Annotated in this window: 10 protein-coding genes; 4 read left to right on the top strand and 6 right to left on the bottom strand. The window is 69.4% G+C overall.

What is annotated here, in order from left to right; genetic code table 11:
- Nucleotides 1–164 precede the first annotated feature (164 nt).
- The gene (locus tag KO353_RS11165) at nt 165–2339 is read left to right on the top strand and encodes a malate synthase G (protein WP_407928193.1); all 2175 of its coding nucleotides are present in this window, start codon (nt 165–167) and stop codon (nt 2337–2339) included.
- A gap of 216 nt (nt 2340–2555) precedes the next feature.
- On the opposite strand, the gene KO353_RS11160 is transcribed toward KO353_RS11165, so the two are convergent.
- Nucleotides 2556–3287, bottom strand: a complete 732-nt coding sequence (locus KO353_RS11160) for a Crp/Fnr family transcriptional regulator (RefSeq protein WP_218284774.1) — start codon at nt 3285–3287, stop codon at nt 2556–2558.
- 109 nt (nt 3288–3396) lie between these two features.
- On the opposite strand from KO353_RS11160, the gene KO353_RS11155 reads away from it, so the two are divergent.
- The gene (locus KO353_RS11155) at nt 3397–3939 is read left to right on the top strand and encodes a thioredoxin family protein (protein ID WP_218284772.1); all 543 of its coding nucleotides are present in this window, start codon (nt 3397–3399) and stop codon (nt 3937–3939) included.
- A gap of 4 nt (nt 3940–3943) precedes the next feature.
- Here KO353_RS11155 and KO353_RS11150 read toward each other — a convergent pair whose 3' ends face one another.
- Nucleotides 3944–5293 (bottom strand): ABC1 kinase family protein, encoded by a 1350-nt coding sequence (locus KO353_RS11150; RefSeq protein ID WP_218284771.1) that lies wholly within the window; start codon nt 5291–5293, stop codon nt 3944–3946.
- An 11-nt stretch (nt 5294–5304) separates the two neighbouring features.
- Nucleotides 5305–7140, bottom strand: a complete 1836-nt coding sequence (locus KO353_RS11145; protein ID WP_218284769.1) for a M3 family oligoendopeptidase — start codon at nt 7138–7140, stop codon at nt 5305–5307.
- Between the two features lie 109 nt (nt 7141–7249).
- On the opposite strand from KO353_RS11145, the gene KO353_RS11140 reads away from it, so the two are divergent.
- Entirely contained in the window at nt 7250–9007 is a 1758-nt protein-coding gene (locus tag KO353_RS11140) for an AMP-dependent synthetase/ligase (RefSeq protein WP_235691812.1), read from the top strand.
- A gap of 553 nt (nt 9008–9560) precedes the next feature.
- On the opposite strand, the gene cas2 is transcribed toward KO353_RS11140, so the two are convergent.
- Genes cas2 through cas9 form a run of 3 tightly spaced genes read right to left on the bottom strand, consistent with a single transcriptional unit; the run spans nt 9561 to nt 13947 of the window.
- The gene (gene cas2 / locus KO353_RS11135; RefSeq protein ID WP_235691811.1) at nt 9561–9851 is read right to left on the bottom strand and encodes a CRISPR-associated endonuclease Cas2; all 291 of its coding nucleotides are present in this window, start codon (nt 9849–9851) and stop codon (nt 9561–9563) included.
- A complete protein-coding gene (cas1, locus tag KO353_RS11130; protein ID WP_235691810.1) occupies nt 9820–10818 on the bottom strand; it encodes a type II CRISPR-associated endonuclease Cas1 in 999 nt (332 codons plus the stop codon). The genes cas2 and cas1 overlap by 32 nt, the downstream gene beginning before the upstream one ends.
- A gap of 3 nt (nt 10819–10821) precedes the next feature.
- Nucleotides 10822–13947 (bottom strand): type II CRISPR RNA-guided endonuclease Cas9, encoded by a 3126-nt coding sequence (cas9, locus tag KO353_RS11125; RefSeq protein WP_218284766.1) that lies wholly within the window; start codon nt 13945–13947, stop codon nt 10822–10824.
- Nucleotides 13948–14219: 272 nt separating this feature from the next.
- Between cas9 and KO353_RS11120 the strand changes: the two genes are divergently transcribed.
- On the top strand, nt 14220–15809 hold the full coding sequence (locus KO353_RS11120; RefSeq protein WP_218284764.1) for an ABC transporter substrate-binding protein: 1590 nt from the start codon (nt 14220–14222) through the stop codon (nt 15807–15809).
- Nucleotides 15810–15858: the final 49 nt, after the last annotated feature.

Below are 15858 nucleotides of genomic sequence, written 5' to 3'. Positions count from 1 at the left end.
TATGCGTCAAAGCGCCCGGGTCTGCAAGAGCGACGGGAATGGCAGGGTTGCGCGCGAGCGGGTGTCACCCTCACCGTTCTGTCAACGGAGAGGGTGTAAACGTTCGGCAACTCGTGCATGCTGCACTGCACGCGCCGCGGCAAGACGGCATGGAGGAACGGCAGATGGACGGGTACGCGGCAATGACCTCACGCGTCGACGCTGCAGGGCTTCGCATCGCCCCCGAGCTCTTCGCCTTCGTGGCCGAGGAGGCCGCCCCCGGCACCGGCATCACGCCGGAGGCGTTCTGGCGCGGCTTCGCCGCGATCATCGCCGAGCTCGCGCCACGCAACGCCGCCCTGCTCGCCGAGCGTGACCGGCTTCAGGCGGAGATCGACACCTGGCATCGCAGCCGCCGCGGCAGGCCGCATGACCCCGAGGCCTATGAGGCCTTCCTCCGCTCGATCGGCTATCTCCTGCCGGAGCCCCAGTCCGTTCGGGTCGATACCGAAGGCGTCGATGAGGAGATCGCCCGCACGCCCGGACCACAGCTCGTCGTTCCCGTCTCGAACGCCCGCTACGCGCTCAACGCAGCAAACGCGCGCTGGGGCAGCCTCTACGATGCCCTTTACGGCACCGACGCGATGGGCCTCGGCCTGCCGCAGGGGCCGGGCTACGACCCCGGGCGCGGCGCGGCGGTGATCGCGCGCGGCAGACGGGTGCTCGACGAGGTCGCGCCACTCGCCGGCGCCTCGCATGCCGAGGCCACCTTCTACGCGGTGATCGATGGCAGGCTTTCGGTCTCGACGCCGCGCGGGCGGGTCACGCTCGCGGAGCCGGCCGCGTTCGTCGGGTTCGACGGCCCTGCCGAGCATCCGCGGAGCCTGCTCTTCCGCCACAACGGCCTGCATGTCGAGCTTAGGATCGATCGTGCCCACCCGATCGGGCGGTCTGACCCGGCAGGGATCGCCGACATCGTTCTCGAGGCGGCGCTCACCGCCATCCAGGATCTCGAGGACAGCGTCGCCGCGGTCGATGCCGCCGACAAGGTTGCGCTCTATCGAAACTGGCTCGGGTTGATGACCGGGACGCTCGCCGTGACCTTCCCGCGCGGCGACCGGATGGTGGAGCGCCGCCTGAACCCTGACCGGCACTGGACGCGGCCCGACGGCGGAACGCTCACACTTCCCGGCCGGGCTCTGATGCTGGTCCGGAATGTCGGCCATCATATGATGACGGACGCGGTGCTCGACGCCGACGGCCGGGAGACGCCGGAGACGTTCCTCGACGCTGCCGTCACCACGCTCTGCGCCCTGCACGACCTCAAGGGAACGGGTCCGTTCCGGAACAGCCGCACAGGCGCGATCTACATCGTCAAGCCGAAGCTGCACGGGCCGGCTGAGGTGGCTCTCGCCGACACCCTGTTCGCCCGGCTCGAGGATCTGTTCGGCCTTCCCCGGCACACGCTCAAGATGGGCATCATGGACGAGGAGCGCCGCACCTCGCTCAATCTGCGCGCCTGCATCGCGGCCGCCCGGCATCGCGTCTGCTTCATCAACACGGGCTTCCTCGACCGCACGGGCGACGAGATCCACACCTCGATGGAAGCCGGCCCGATGCTGCGCAAGGCGGAGATGAAGACGGCCGCCTGGCTTCGCGCCTACGAGGACAACAATGTCGACGTGGGCCTCGCCATGGGGCTCGCCGGCCGGGCGCAGATCGGCAAGGGCATGTGGGCCATGCCGGACCGGATGGAGGCGATGCTCAAGGAGAAGATCGCCCACCCGAAGGCCGGCGCCTCCACCGCCTGGGTGCCCTCCCCCACCGCGGCGACCCTGCATGCGCTGCACTACCACCAGGTGGACGTCACTGCCCAGCAGAAGGAAATCGCTCTCAGGCCGCCCGCGAAGCGCGAGGAGATGCTCACCCTTCCGCTGGCCGACCGCGCGAACTGGAACCCAGAGGAGGTGCAGGCGGAGCTCGACAACAACTGCCAGGGAATCCTCGGCTACGTCGTCCGCTGGGTGGACCAGGGCATCGGCTGCTCGAAGGTACCGGACATCAATGACGTCGGGCTGATGGAGGACCGCGCGACGCTGCGCATCTCCTCCCAGCACATCGCCAACTGGCTGCACCACGGCGTGGTGAGCGAGGCGCAGGTTCTCGAGACGCTCAAGCGCATGGCGGTGGTGGTCGATCGCCAGAACGCCTCCGACCCGGCCTACCGGCCGATGGCGCCCGGCTTCGACGGTCCTGCCTTCCGGGCAGCCTGCGAGCTCGTGTTCCAGGGCCGCGCCCAGCCGAACGGCTACACCGAATTCGTGCTGCACGCCCGCAGGCGCGAGGCGAAGGCAGCCTGAGCGGGGCCTGCCCCCGCAAGCGGTCCGCCTCGGCAACAACGATCGACAGCCGTCGCCCTCGGCCCGGTGCGGCCGCTGAACGTCGTGACGCGGGGAGGAAGAGGGGCCGGCAAGGGTCGCCCCCGAACCAGGACGGAAGTGCGAGACGACCCGCGAGACCACGGGCAGCGATGGGTGTTCGACCCTGACGCGCCCGGCCCGGTTCCCGACGCCGCGTCAGCCGTGCTGCTTGCCACCCTCGGCGATGGCGCGGATCGCCGCCTCGTCGCGCAGCGTGACACGACCCGGCACGAGCGAGACGAGGCCGCGCGCCTCCCAGGCGTTGAGCGTTCGGTTGGCGCTCTCGCGGCTCGTTCCCGCCATCTCGCCGAGCTGCTTCTGCGTCACCGCCACAGAGGCGAGGCGCTGCACCGAGGCGAGCTGAAGCAGGGCGCGAGCGATTCGCGGGCCCGCCTCCTGGAACATCAGCGCTTCGACCTGGGCCGAGGTCTGCCGAAGCCGCTCGCACAGCACCTCCATCAGGCCAAGCGCGAGGGCACCGTTCTCCTCGATCAGGTGCAACAGGTCGCGGCGCTCGAGCAGCATCACCTCGCCGTCGGTGTCGGCGATCGCATCCGCCGTGCGCGGGTGCCCGTCCAGGAGGGCGATCTCGCCCACCACCTCCCCAGCACGCACGAGGTTCAGCACGCCGTCACGCCCCTCCGAGGAGGGGACCGAGATCCGGATCCTTCCCCTGACGACGAGCAGGAGCCCCGTGCCCGGATCGCCGCGCCGGAACAGCGTCTCGCCCCGGCGCATCGCCCTCAAGCGGGCGGAGCCGGCAAGCCGCGCGAGCGCTTCCTCCGGCAGGCGGCGCAGAAGCGGCGCGCGCCCCAGCAGCGCCACCCGTTCCGCGAGCGTGTCGGCCCTGGGCTCGGTCGTGGCCTGCGACGACGGCGCGCCAGGCATCCCGCGTCGTCTCCTCGTCCTCGGGCGCTGCTGCGGCGGTTGCACCACCGGAGAGCGCCGGACCCCAGTCTCGGCTACACTGCCTCCCGAAGACGGAGGGAGGCAAGGCATGACCACGCCCGCGACATCGATGACCACCGCGCCGGAGTTCCGGCTCCCCGCGACGGACGGACGAACCCTCGCCTACGCCGACGTCGCCGGTCCGAAGGGAACCGTGATCGTCTTCATGTGCAACCACTGCCCCTATGTGAAGGCGGTGCTCGACCTGATGATCCGCGATGCGCGCGACCTCGCCGCCCTCGGCATCGGTTTCGCCGGGATCTGCTCGAACGATGCCGAAACCTACCCGGAGGACTCGTTTCCCGAGATGCAGCGCCTCGCCCGCGAGAAGGGGCTTCCCTTCCCCTATCTGCACGACGAGACCCAGGAGGTGGCGCGCGCCTATGGCGCCGTCTGCACGCCCGACTTCTTCGGCTTTGATCAGTCGCGCCGCCTCGTCTATCGGGGCCGGCTCGACGCCTCGCGCACCTCGGTCGTGCCCGGTGCGCGCCGGGAGCTCTACGAGGCGATGAAGGCGGTCGCCGAAGGCAGGCCGCCGCCGGCCGAGCAGCACCCCGCGATCGGCTGCTCGATCAAGTGGAAGCGGGGCTGAGCCGTCAGGCTGCGGCGGGAACCCCGGCTTCGGCGAGCGCCGCCCGCTGGCGCTCCCCCATCGCCACGGGGTCGAACTCCTCGATCAGCTCGTGGAACAGGCGGTGCCAGTTCAGTTCGGCACCGAGACGGAGGAACACGCTGCCGAGCCCGATCGCGGCACGATCCATCAGCACGAACTCGCGCGGAGGCCGCACCCCACCGATCCGCTTCAGCCCCGCATGCACCTCCTCGGCCACGCGCCGGCCGTATTGCGGGTCGTCATTCTCCTGGATCCGACGGGTGCGGTCCTCGAGCAGCGGCTCGTAGAGGAACTCGGCCCAGAGGTTGAGCACCGCCATCTTTTCCCGGTCGAGCCCCCGGAAGCCCCAGGTCTCGTAGGCGTGGTGCGCCTTCTCCTCGTCCTTGTCGCGCACCGCTTCGTAGAGGTCGATCACGCCGCGGATGAAATGCGGCTGGAACACGCGGATGCAGCCATAGTCGAGCAGGTTCACCCCGCCGTCGCCGCGCACCTGGTAGTTGCCCAAGTGCGGGTCACCGTGGATGACGCCGTAGCGGTAGAGCGGCACGTACCACGCCTTGAAGAGATTGAGCGCGATCGCGTTCCGCTCCTCCTGCGGCGGGTTCTCCTCGAGCCGGCGCATCAGCGCCCTGCCCTCGAGCCAGGTCATGGTCAGAAGGCGGGAGGTGCAGTAGCCCGCGATCGGCTCGGGCACATGCACGCCCGGTTCGGAGGCGAGCATCGTGCGGTAGAGGCGCATGTTCGCCGCCTCGCGCGCATAGTCGAGCTCCTCGCGCAGGCGTTCCGACAGCTCCTTGTAGATCTCCTCCTGCTGGATCGCGTTGTCCATCCGGCGGTAGACGGCCATCGCGAGCTTGAGCTGGCGGAGATCGGCCTCCACCACCGAGGCCATGTCGGGATACTGGAGCTTGCAGGCGACGGCGCGGCCGTCGGGCAAGGTGGCGCGGTGCACCTGCCCGAGCGAGGCCGCCGCCGCCGCCTCGCGTGAGAAGGAGGCGAATTTCGCCTGCCAGTCCGGCCCGAGCTCCGCCCGCATACGGCGGTTGACGAAGGGCCAGCCCATCGCCGGCGCGTTCGCCTGAAGCTGGGCGAGCTCGGCCGCGTATTCGGGCGGCAGCGCGTCCGGGATCGTGGAGAGGAACTGCGCCACCTTCATCAGCGGGCCCTTCAGCCCACCCAGCACGGCTTTGAGGTCTTCGGCATGGCCGGCGCGATCGGTCTTCACCCCGAACAGGCGCTCGCCAGCGACGCGCGCCGCGATTCCGCCGACCGCGCCGGAGGTGCGCACCACCCGGCGCAGCTGGCCGAAGATCGAGGCCTGTTCCACCGCCATGGCGCGCGCCCTCAGGCCCCGGCCGCCGGCATCGCCGCCTCGAGCTCGTCGATGAAGCCCGAGATCACATCGAGGCCCTTGTTCCAGAACGCAGGATCGGAGGCATCAAGGCCGAAGGGAGCGAGCAGCTCGCGGTGCCGCTTGGTGCCGCCCGCGCGCAAGAGATCGAGATACTTCTCCTGGAACCGCGGGTGCCCCTCCCGGAACACGCCGTAGAGCGCGTTTACGAGACAGTCCCCGAAGGCATAGGCGTAGACGTAGAACGGCGTGTGGATGAAGTGGGGGATGTAGGCCCAGTACATTCGATAGTCGTCGTCGAAGGTGAAGGCCGGGCCGAGGCTTTCCGACTGAACGCCGAGCCAGATCGCGGCAAGCGCGTCAGGCGTGAGCTCGCCGCGCCGGCGCTCGGCGTGCACGCGCTGCTCGAAACGGTAGAAGGCAATCTGCCGCACCACCGTGTTCAGCATGTCCTCGACTTTACCGGCGAGAAGGACGCGCCGCCGCTTCGGGTCGGTCTCACCGTCGAGCATGGCGCGGAAGGTGAGCATCTCGCCGAACACCGAGGCCGTCTCGGCGAGCGTAAGCGGCGTTCCTGCCATCAGGTAGCCGTTCGGCGCCGCGAGGATCTGGTGCACGCCGTGGCCGAGCTCGTGGGCGAGCGTCATCACGTCGCGAGCGCGGCCATGGTAGTTGAGAAGCAAATAGGGATGCGCGGACGGAACGGTGGGGTGGGCGAAGGCGCCCGAAGCCTTGCCGGGCTTGACCCGCGCATCGATCCAGGCCGCGGCAAAAAACCGGTCGCCGATGTCAGCGAGCGCGGGGCTGAAGGCGCGATAGGCGGCCCGGACCCGCGTCACCGCCTCGTCCCAGCTGATCAGCCGGTCATCGTCCTCGGGAAGCGGAGCGTTCCGGTCCCAGAACGCAAGCCGCTCAAGGCCGAGCCAGCGCGCCTTGAGCATGTAGTAGCGGTGCGACAGCCGCGGAAAGGCCGATGTCACGGCCGAGACAAGCGCCTCGACGACCTCGTCCTCCACCATGTTGGCGCGGTTGCGGTAGCTCTCCGGCCGCTCGTAGCCGCGCCAGGTGTCGATGATCTCTTTGTCCTTCGCGAGCGTGTTGGTGATCAGCGCGAACAGGCGCGCGTTCTCCGCGAGCGTGGCGCCGATGGCGCGCCCCGCCTGCTCGCGCCGCGTCCGGTCGCGGTCGGAGAGGCGGTTGAGCGCCTCGCTCAGAGTCAGTTCCTCGCCCTCGACCGGGATCCGCAAGCCCGCCATCGTCTCGTCGAACAGCCGGCACCAGGCCGACCGGCCGGTGACCTCCTTCTCGTGGAGAAGCCGCTCGAGGTCGTCGGAGAGCTGGTGCGGGCGGAACACGCGCAGGTCGCGCAGCCATGGGCGGAAGCGCGCGAGCGCCGGTGCGGCGAGCTTCGCCTCGAGCGCAGCGTCTTCGATCCGGTTCAGTTCGAGGGTGAAGAAGATCAGGTGCGAGGAGATCGCGGTGACGCGCTCGTTGCAGCCCTGGTAGAAGCGGCCGATCTCGGACGACGTCGCATCCTCGGCGAAGAGGAGCTGGGCGTAAGCCATCACCTTGCCGAGGATCTCCTCGATCCTCTGGTACTCCTCGATCGCGGCGGCGAGTTCCGCCCCCGAGAGCCCGGCAAGGCGCCCCTTGAAGCGGGACGCGAACGCCTTCGCCGCCTCCTCCGCCTGCGCGAGATCGGCCGCCACGGCCGGGCTGTCGGGGGCCGGGTAGAGGTCGGAAAGGTCCCAGGCCGGAAGCGTCTCCGCGCCGGCACCGGCCGGGGCCTCGGGTGCGCGGGGGAAGTCCGGATCGGTTACAGCGAGCATGGCGTGCGGCACGAGTTGTCCCTACCTCTTGTCGGGGACCCACGGCATATGGCACCGCCGGGGCCCCGGGCAACCGGGGGCTGCGACGAGGAGGGGAGGACACGGCACCGTGACCGAGGCGGCAGGCACGCGCGAGCGACCCGCCCCGGGCGGCTATCCGGCCTGGCCGAACCTTGCGGTGATGCTGTTCGACCGTGCCGCGCAGTGGGGCGAGCGGCCGGCGCTCTGGGCGAAACAGGGCGGGCGCTGGGTGCCGACGAGCTGGATGCGGCTCGCGCGCGAGGCGGCGGGGCTTGCCGCCACGCTGCGCTCACGCGGCGTGGCGCCAGGCGACAGGGTTCTGCTGCTCGCCGAGAACCGCCCCGAATGGCCGATCGCCGATCTCGCGATCATGTCGATCCGCGCCATCTCGGTGCCCGCCTACACCACCTACACGCCTGAGGACCTCGCCCATGTCCTTGCCGACAGCGGGGCGCGGGCGGCCATCGTCTCGACGCGGGCGCTTGCGGAGAAGCTCGCCGAGGCCGCAGCGCGGTCTGCCACGGCGGGAGGGGGAGGGCTTGAGCTCGTTGTCGCGATGGAGCCGGTCGGGGCTGTCGGCGCCGCGCGGATCGTACCCTGGGCGGAGGCGGTCTCGCCCGAGCCGCCGGCCGGATTGCGCGAAGAGGTGCACACGATCCCGCCCGACCAGACCGCCTGCCTGATCTACACCTCCGGCACGGGCGGGGCGCCGAAGGGCGTGATGCTGCCGCACCGGGCGATGCTTTCGAACTGCGCCGGCGCGTGGGAACTCCTCAAGCCGCTCGCGCTCGAGGACGAGATCTACCTCTCCTTCCTGCCGCTCTCGCACAGCTACGAGCACACCTGCGGGCAGTTCTTCCTGCTCTCGATCGGCACGCAGATCTACTACGCCACGGGGGCTGACCGTGTGGCGCAGGAGATGCTCGAGGTGCGCCCGACCGTGATGACGGCCGTGCCGCGCCTGTTCGAGGTGATCCGCTCGCGCATCCTCGCAGGGCTCAAGCGCGAGCCGAAGTGGAAGCAGGACCTGTTCGTCGCGGCGCTCGCGCTCGGCGCCCGCCGCGTACGCGGCCAGAGCCTCGGCGCGGGCGGCTGGTTCGCCGACCGGGTGCTCGAGGGTCTCGTGCGCCGCAAGGTGCGGGCGCGCTTCGGCGGGCGGCTCAAGGGGATCATGAGCGGCGGCGCGCGGCTCGACCCAGACGTGGGCGGGTTCTTCCTCGCCTTGGGGATCCCGATCATGCAGGGCTACGGGCAGACTGAGGCGGGGCCGGTGATCTCTGCCAACCCTCCGGATCGGATCCCGATCGACACGGTCGGGCTGCCCCTGCCGAATGTCGAACTTCGCATCGCCGAGGATGGCGAGATCCTTGTGCGCGGCGATCTCGTGATGCAGGGCTACTGGAACAATCCGGAGGCGACGGCGGAGGCGATCCGCGACGGCTGGCTGCACACGGGCGATGTCGGCGCGCTCGACGACGATGGCTACCTGCGCATCACCGATCGCAAGCGCGAGATCATCAAGACGACCGGTGGCGAGATGATCAGCCCCGCGCGCGTGGAGGGGATCCTCGCGCGCCAGCCGGCGATCCAGCAGGCGGTGGTGGCAGGCGACGGTCGGGCGCATCTCGTGGCCCTCTTGGTCCCCGCCGAGGGGGCGGACGAGGCGGAGCTTGCGCGGGCGGTCGAGGACGCCAACCGGTCGCTGACGGTTGCGGAGCGGATCCGGCGCTGGCGTGCCGTGCCCGGGTTCACGATCGAGAACGGGTTGTTGACGACGACGCAGAAGGTGCGCCGGCAGAAGGTTCTAGCGGCGTATCGGTCTCTCGTGGAGGAGATGTACGCCTGAGCCGGGCGGCGGCATCGGGATGCGTAAGGCGTTTTGAGCAACGGCCGCATCGGTCGTCGGGTGCGGTTGGCCCGCATTCCCCCATCGGCTAAACTCGGACAGGCAAGGCACGGTGAGGCGAGGCGTTGCGGTTGGCCCGCATTCCCCCATCGGCTAAACTGCGGCGGATATCCGCAAATGCCTGCATTCAGTTGCGGTTGGCCCGCATTCCCCCATCGGCTAAACTGCAATTGCGGCGACGACAGCCGGCATGGTGTTGCGGTTGGCCCGCATTCCCCCATCGGCTGAACTCACTGGTTCGCTACAGCAATGATGTCGCCGTTGCGGTTGGCCCGCATTCCCCCATCGGCTAAACTACACGGCGCGGAGGCCGGGGCGCCTGAGTGGTTGCGGTTGGCCCGCATTCCCCCATCGGCTAAACTTCGCAGTTTGAGATGTAGCTCGCCAGTCTGTTGCGGTTGGCCCGCATTCCCCCATCGGCTAAACTCCATCCTCCGCCAACCCGTTGATCCAAAACGGACAAGCGGAGGATGGAGCCGCCCCAAAACACCGCTCAGAACAACGTCAGCTGCTCAGGCTTCGGCCGCTTCCCGGCACGCGACCGGCCCCGAAACACCGTCATCTGCTCGAACTGCCGGTCCGTCACCATCAGCACATGCACCTTCCCCGTGCCAGGAAGGTTGCGCGAAATCTCCCTCAGCCACCGCTCGGCCTGCTCCTTGCTCGCACACCAGCGCAAATACACGCTGAACTGGCTCATCTCCCACCCCTGATCCAAAAGCCAAAGCCGGAACTTCGCCGCCGCCCGGCGCTCAGACTTCGTCGTCACCGGAAGATCGAACATCACGAACATCCACATGACCCGATAGCCCGACAGGAAAGTCCGGTTCCGCAATGACATTGCCGCCCTCCGCGGAAAGCATCGGAAACTCGAGCGCCGGAACGCCCGAGAGGTAGCTCTCGGCAAGGCTCGCCGCGCACCGCATCAGCGCGGTCGCAAACGGGCTCGTTCCGAAAGCGGTCGGAACATCCGCAAGCAACAGCGCCGCAAGCCGCCGCTTCGCCACCCTGTCCACCTCGCTCGCACCCTCGGCAACCAGCGCACGCACCTCGAGATCGACCAGCGGCCGGAACGGCTCCATCAGGTCGTCGGCAAGCGGCAGCGGGTTGTGCGGGTGGCGGTGAAAGATGCCGAGCGAGGGGTGAAGCCCCGCGGCACAGATCGCACGCGCCACCCCCGCCCGAAGCACCGCATAGCCGTAGTTGAGCAGCGCGTTCGCCCCGGGCAACGACGGGTCGCGACGGAACCCCTCTCCCATCATCAGCGGCCAATACCGCCGCGCCCCCTGCGCCTCGGCATTCTCCGGGTCGCCCGAACGCACGCTCCGCGCAAGCCGGGCAAGCGCCGCGCTCGGAAGCCCCGCCGACGCGAGCGCCGCCGCCTGGGCGCGCAGCTTCGCCGCCACCACCTGCGCCCAGAGCCGCTTCGCAAGCGGCCGCGTCGCCGCAAGCTGCGCCTCCATGCGCCGCTGCTGCGCATGATGGCCGGCAAGCGGAAACACGAGCGCGACGGGGGCGAAATTCGCCCCGCACAGCACGACCGGCGTGCCGCGTTCGGCGAGCGCCGCGATCAAAGAGGTGGTGAGGCTCGTGCCGCGCGCCGTCGCGACCAACGCGGCGATGTCATCAAGCGGAACGCGGCCGAGTTCCTCCCCGCCCGCCTCGACCACGAGGAAGCCTCTCTCCTTCAAAAGGTGCCGCCCTTCCTCGGCGATCTCCACCACACGGCCGAGCGGAGAGCCGGGCGGCATGGCTCACCACGCCCTCGGCCCCGGGTCATGCACCCGCCCGTCGGGATCGACGCGCACAAGCCGCGCCCGTTCGCGCCTGAACGCCGCGACCGAGCCGTTGATGTATTTGAACGAGTCGGCCGTGTCGGCATCCCGCGCCTTCAGGTTGCCGCCCTCATGGTGCGGCGCGAGCACAACTTGCCCCTTGCTCATCTTCACCACGCGCAGGATACGCCGCGCCTCGCCCTCGCCGAATGCCACCATGTCGTTCTTGTGCAGACGCATCAGAAGCGTCGCCGCCGGGTGCGGCTTGCGTTCCGCCACTTTGCGGCCGAGCCGCTTCGCCTCCGCCTCCGCCGCGGCGTCGAGCAGCGGCACGAGCTGCGTCACCACCTTGCCCGGCTTGCCGCCCTTGCCGGGCAGGCGCCAGAACTCGATCCTGTGGTTGGCGTCGAGCTTCACCCGTTTCCACGGCGCCGAGGGGATCGGCCGGGTCTCGAGCCTCTCCCAGGTGCGCACGCGCCGTACCGTCCCGGCACCATGCTCGAGCGCCGCGAGCGCTGCAGCGCGCGACTTCGCATCGGCATTCGCCGCGAGCGCCGCCGCCACCTTCTCAGCAAGCACAGGGTCGCGGATCGCCGCCCGCGCCTCCTCGGGCGTGGCCCTGAGGAACGCCGACAGCGGCTTGCGCACCACCACGTTCGGGCCCGTCTCGTCCGCGCCGCGCACCTCGCCATAGGCCGTGTCGTTGTGCAGCTTCCCCCCCGTTCCGTGGTCGGGCTTGTGGCTGACGACGACGCGTTCGATCGCAGCTTTCGCCTCGGCGTGGAACCCGGGCCACGGCTCCTCGAGATCGGCGAGCAGGCGCCGGTCCACCTCCTGCGCCCGCCGCGCCGCGGCCGAGACCCGTTGCAGAAGCGAACGGTCGATCAGCGCCACGGCAAGCGCGTCGATCGCGTGGTGGCGATGGTCCGTGCGGTCCTTCCTCGCCCCCGGCCCGCCGAGCAGCCCGTTCAACCCGAGCGCCCCGCGCACGAGCGCGGTCAGCCGCCCAGGCACCGCCCAGACCCTGTCTGGGTCGCAGATGACACGGAGATAGAGCCGCGCAAGCCGCGCGAGATAGGCGCTGTCGGTCAGGTGCCGGGCGAGGAAGTCCTTTTCTTCGCCCTGCCAGCGCTCGAGCGCTCCCTCCTGGAACCGCCAGCGCTTCGCCGGCGGCAACAGCGCCACCCGCCTGAGGATCTCCGGCCACTCCGGGGTGTGCCCGAACGCCTCGAACGGGGCCCGGCGCGCCTTGCGTCGGTTCGCCTCGCGCGTGACGAGGACGCGATTGGCGTTGCTGTCGTCGAGAGTGATGGCGAAGGGGAGGATGTGGTCCTCCTCGATCTCGGCGCTGAACAGAGCCTCGATGCCGATCAGCGTTCCCGTGATCGGGCAGCAGCGGTCCTTCGGGTCTTGCGCCTGGTCTTCCCAGAGCCGGTAGCGCCTGATCGCCCCTCCCGTCACCTTGAGCCCGAGGCTCTCGATCGCCCGTTTGGCTCGCTCGTTCCGCTCGCGGTTCTCTTTCTGCGCCTTCTCGATCTCCCGACGCTGCACGGCCGAGTGCCCGAGCTCGCGCAACACCTCGACAACGATCTCTTCAGGGCGCCCGAACCGGGCAATGAGCGCGTTCACCACGCGGCGAAGCTCGTTGAGCGCGACATGCACCGTCGGGTTCGGGGCGCGACCGAGCCGCTTCTCCTCCGGGTCTTTTGGGTCATTCGTCCCGGTTCCGAGCCGCTCCTTCAGCACCTCGCCGTAATACGGAAGCTCAGGAAGGAGCTCGCCCGTGCGATCGTCGCTGTGGTGGGCGTAGCCTGCCGCGCGCACCGCCTCGTCGTAGCGCAAGCCCTGCTCGAGGAACGGCAGGAGGCGGCGGATCGCGGTAAGCGACAGGCTCGCGCGCCCGTCCTCGAGCACGATCCCGGCCGTACGCCGCGCCGCCTCCTCAGGCAGGCCGAGGGCGAGAAGCCGCGCGAACGCCTCGTCCTCCGTCTCCACCTCGACCAGCACGGTGGCGATCTGGTCGCGCGTCGCGTCGTCGAGGCTGTCCCACACCTCGGCGAGCGGGGCCGGGCGCTTCTTCGTGCCAATGGCGAGGCGACGTGCGGTGGCCGCGCCCTCGAGCTTCTCCCGATTCAGGCTTTCGAGATTGAACCGCGCCTCGCCGGGGAGGCCGAGCGCCCTGCGCACCTGCTCGAAGCTGATGTCGCAGCCGGCGTTGAGGCGTGCGAGCAGCAGGGCACGCTCCGTATCCGACAAGGGGCGATCGGGGAAGCCGGGGATGGTGATCCGCAGATGCGCGAGCTCCTGCGCGATCCGGAAGCGCTGCACCGTCGGTAGGGCGCGCGGGGCACGGTCCTCTTCCGGCTCGAGCCAGCATTTTCCGACGACAGGGGGCTTCAGCGGCCGCTGGTGGAACAGGATGCGCCTGATCTCGTCGCGCATCGCATCCGTCAGGCGCTCGTTCCAGGCCGCCTGTGCCGCCCAGATCGCGTCGAACTCGGCAAGCACGAGCTCCCGCGTCGGATAGAAATCGTAGTGCGCCTGCGCCCCTTCGCCGCGAAGGCGCGCACGCACGGGCTTGCGCGCGGCGTGGCGTTCGGCGAGCCAGGCTCCGAGCGTTGGCGCGCCGGCGCGCGAGAGTTCGCCCCGAAGCCGGTCCGCCGCGTCCCTGATCTTGCCGCGCTCCTCCTCGTTGCTGCCGTCGGTTCGGCGGTTCGAGGCGAAGCCGCGCCGCTGGTTGAGGTGGAAGATCACGAGGCCGAGCTCGTGCGGCGAAAGCGGCCGCACCAGCGCTGCTTGGCGAAGCGGCCAGGGGTCGCTGCCCGAGACGCTCCCGCTCTCGGGCATCAGGCCATGCCGGACGAGAGCGTTCGCGAGCGCCCGACGCCGCCTCAGATAGCGGTCACGACGCCGACGCGCCGCCCGCGCAGCACGCCGTTCGGCGGCGAGGGAGGCAAGGGTCTGCGGGTCGCGGCTGTCAGGGAAGACCCGCACCCCGGCAGCAAGAACCGCGCAAGGGCGTCGGTCCTCATCGAGAGACAGGCAGCACCAGCCGATCGAGTTCGCGCCGATGTCGAGCCCGAGGCGATAATGTGTCCGTTCCATCGCGTTTAATGCGTCTGTTCCATGGCGTCAGATTGACAGGAGGTCCCACTCCGCTCAATTCAGCAGCAGAAGGTCCTTGTCCGTGTCAGCCGATGGGGGACTGTGGGCCTTCCGTGAACACGTCCCTACGGGGGCAACAGATCGGGCGGCGGGCCACGGCCTGCCGCCCTTTTTCCTGTGCGATCCCGCGCTTGGTCACCGGCCTGTCATCCGCTAGAAGGCGGAGGAACGGCCGCAGCGACCGGCCAGCAACCTCTGGGGAGACTTCGCAGATGAAAAGAGTGCTTCTGGCCGCGACGGCGGCCGTGGGCGTGTTCCTGGCCGCCGCCTCGCCCGAGGCGAGGACGGTGCGCTGGTCCGCCGCCGGCGACCCGAACACGATGGACCCGCATTCACAGAACCTTGGCACCGTCACGATGGTGCTCAGCCAGATCTACGAGCCGCTGATCAAGCGCGACCAGAACCTCGCGCTCGAGCCCGGGCTCGCCACAGCCTGGCGACAGCTCGAGCCGAACCGCTGGCGCTTCGAGCTCCGCCGCGGCGTGACGTTCCATGACGGCTCGGCCTTCGCCGCCGACGACGTGGTGTTCTCGATCACCCGCGCGCTCGCGCCGACCTCGAACTACGGCATCTTCGTCGACACGGTGGAGAAGGCCGAGAAGGTCGACGACTTCACCGTCGACATCATCACCAAGATCCCCGACCCGATCCTGCCCTCGAAGATCGCCTCCGTCTACATCATGGACCGCGAGTGGTCGGAGCGGAACAACGTCACCCAGCCGCAGAACACACGCGCCCGGGAGGAGACGCACACGGTGCGCAACACCAATGGCACGGGCCCGTTCCGGCTGACGGTGCGCGAGCCCGACGTGCGCACGGTGATGGTCCGCAATGACCGCTGGTGGGGCTGGTCCGACCCGAAGAACGTGAGCAACGTCACAGAGATCGTCTATCGCCCGATCGCGTCGGACGCCACACGCATCGCCGCGCTGCTCTCGGGCGAGATCGATTTCGTTCTCGACCCACCGCTGCAGGACCTCGAGCGGCTGAAGCGCGCGCAAGGTGTGACGGTGCTCGAAGGCCCCGAGATCCGCACCATCTTCTTCGCGATGGATGTGCATCGCGACGAGCTGCTCTACTCGAACGTCAAGGGCCGCAATCCGTTCAAGGACCTCCGCGTGCGGCAGGCGCTCTATCACGCGATCGACATCGAGGCGATCCGCACCCGGGTGATGCGCGGCCAGGCGGTCGTGACCGGAACCTTCTTCCCGCCGCAGGTGAACGGCTATTCCAAGGCGGAGGACGTGCGGCTTCCCTTCAACCCCGACCGCGCGCGCCAGCTGCTCGCCGAGGCCGGCTACCCCCAGGGCTTCGAGGTGACGCTCGACTGCCCGAACAACCGCTACATCAACGACGAGCAGATCTGCCAGGCGGTGGCGGCGATGTGGACGCGGATCGGCGTGCGCACCAGCCTCAACGCCATGCCGCTTGCGAACTTCTTCCCGAAGATCCAGCGCGAGGACACCTCGATCTACCTGCTCGGCTGGGGCGTGCCGACGCTCGATGCGCTCTACTCCTTCCAGTCCCTGCTCGCGACGCGCGACGGCGCCCCGGGCAACGGAATCTGGAACTACGGGCGCTACTCCAACCCCCGCATGGACGCGCTGATCAACACGATGAAGAACGAGCTTGATCGGGAGAAGCGCACCGCCGCGATCCACGAGGCGCTGCGGCTCTACCGCGAGGACGTTCCGCACATCCCGCTGCACCACCAGATGATCCCGTGGGCGGTGCGGTCGAACATCTCGATCCCGCACCAGGCGAACAACCAGCCCCAGTTCCGCTTCGTTCGCGTGAACTGACGCACGTTTGAACCACGCCCCGCGCCGGCGGCGCGCTCCATCGGCGCGG

This window comes from Elioraea tepida (assembly GCF_019203965.1).
Lineage (GTDB): Bacteria > Pseudomonadota > Alphaproteobacteria > Acetobacterales > Acetobacteraceae > Elioraea_A > Elioraea_A tepida.
Note: the sequence above shows the minus strand (reverse complement) of the source record. Positions and strands in the feature narration are given on the sequence as shown.

Bases quoted from the DNA above. Each gene is read 5' to 3' on its own strand.
- KO353_RS11120 (WP_218284764.1), top strand. From the start codon at position 14,220: ATGAAAAGAGTGCTTCTGGCCGCGACGGCGGCCGTGGGCGTGTTCCTG.
- cas1 (WP_235691810.1), bottom strand. From the start codon at position 10,818: ATGCCGCCCGGCTCTCCGCTCGGCCGTGTGGTGGAGATCGCCGAGGAA.
- KO353_RS11165 (WP_407928193.1), top strand. From the start codon at position 165: ATGGACGGGTACGCGGCAATGACCTCACGCGTCGACGCTGCAGGGCTT.
- KO353_RS11150 (WP_218284771.1), bottom strand. From the start codon at position 5,293: ATGGCGGTGGAACAGGCCTCGATCTTCGGCCAGCTGCGCCGGGTGGTG.
- cas2 (WP_235691811.1), bottom strand. From the start codon at position 9,851: ATGTTCGATCTTCCGGTGACGACGAAGTCTGAGCGCCGGGCGGCGGCG.
- KO353_RS11145 (WP_218284769.1), bottom strand. From the start codon at position 7,140: ATGCTCGCTGTAACCGATCCGGACTTCCCCCGCGCACCCGAGGCCCCG.
- cas9 (WP_218284766.1), bottom strand. From the start codon at position 13,947: ATGGAACGGACACATTATCGCCTCGGGCTCGACATCGGCGCGAACTCG.
- KO353_RS11160 (WP_218284774.1), bottom strand. From the start codon at position 3,287: ATGCCTGGCGCGCCGTCGTCGCAGGCCACGACCGAGCCCAGGGCCGAC.
- KO353_RS11155 (WP_218284772.1), top strand. From the start codon at position 3,397: ATGACCACGCCCGCGACATCGATGACCACCGCGCCGGAGTTCCGGCTC.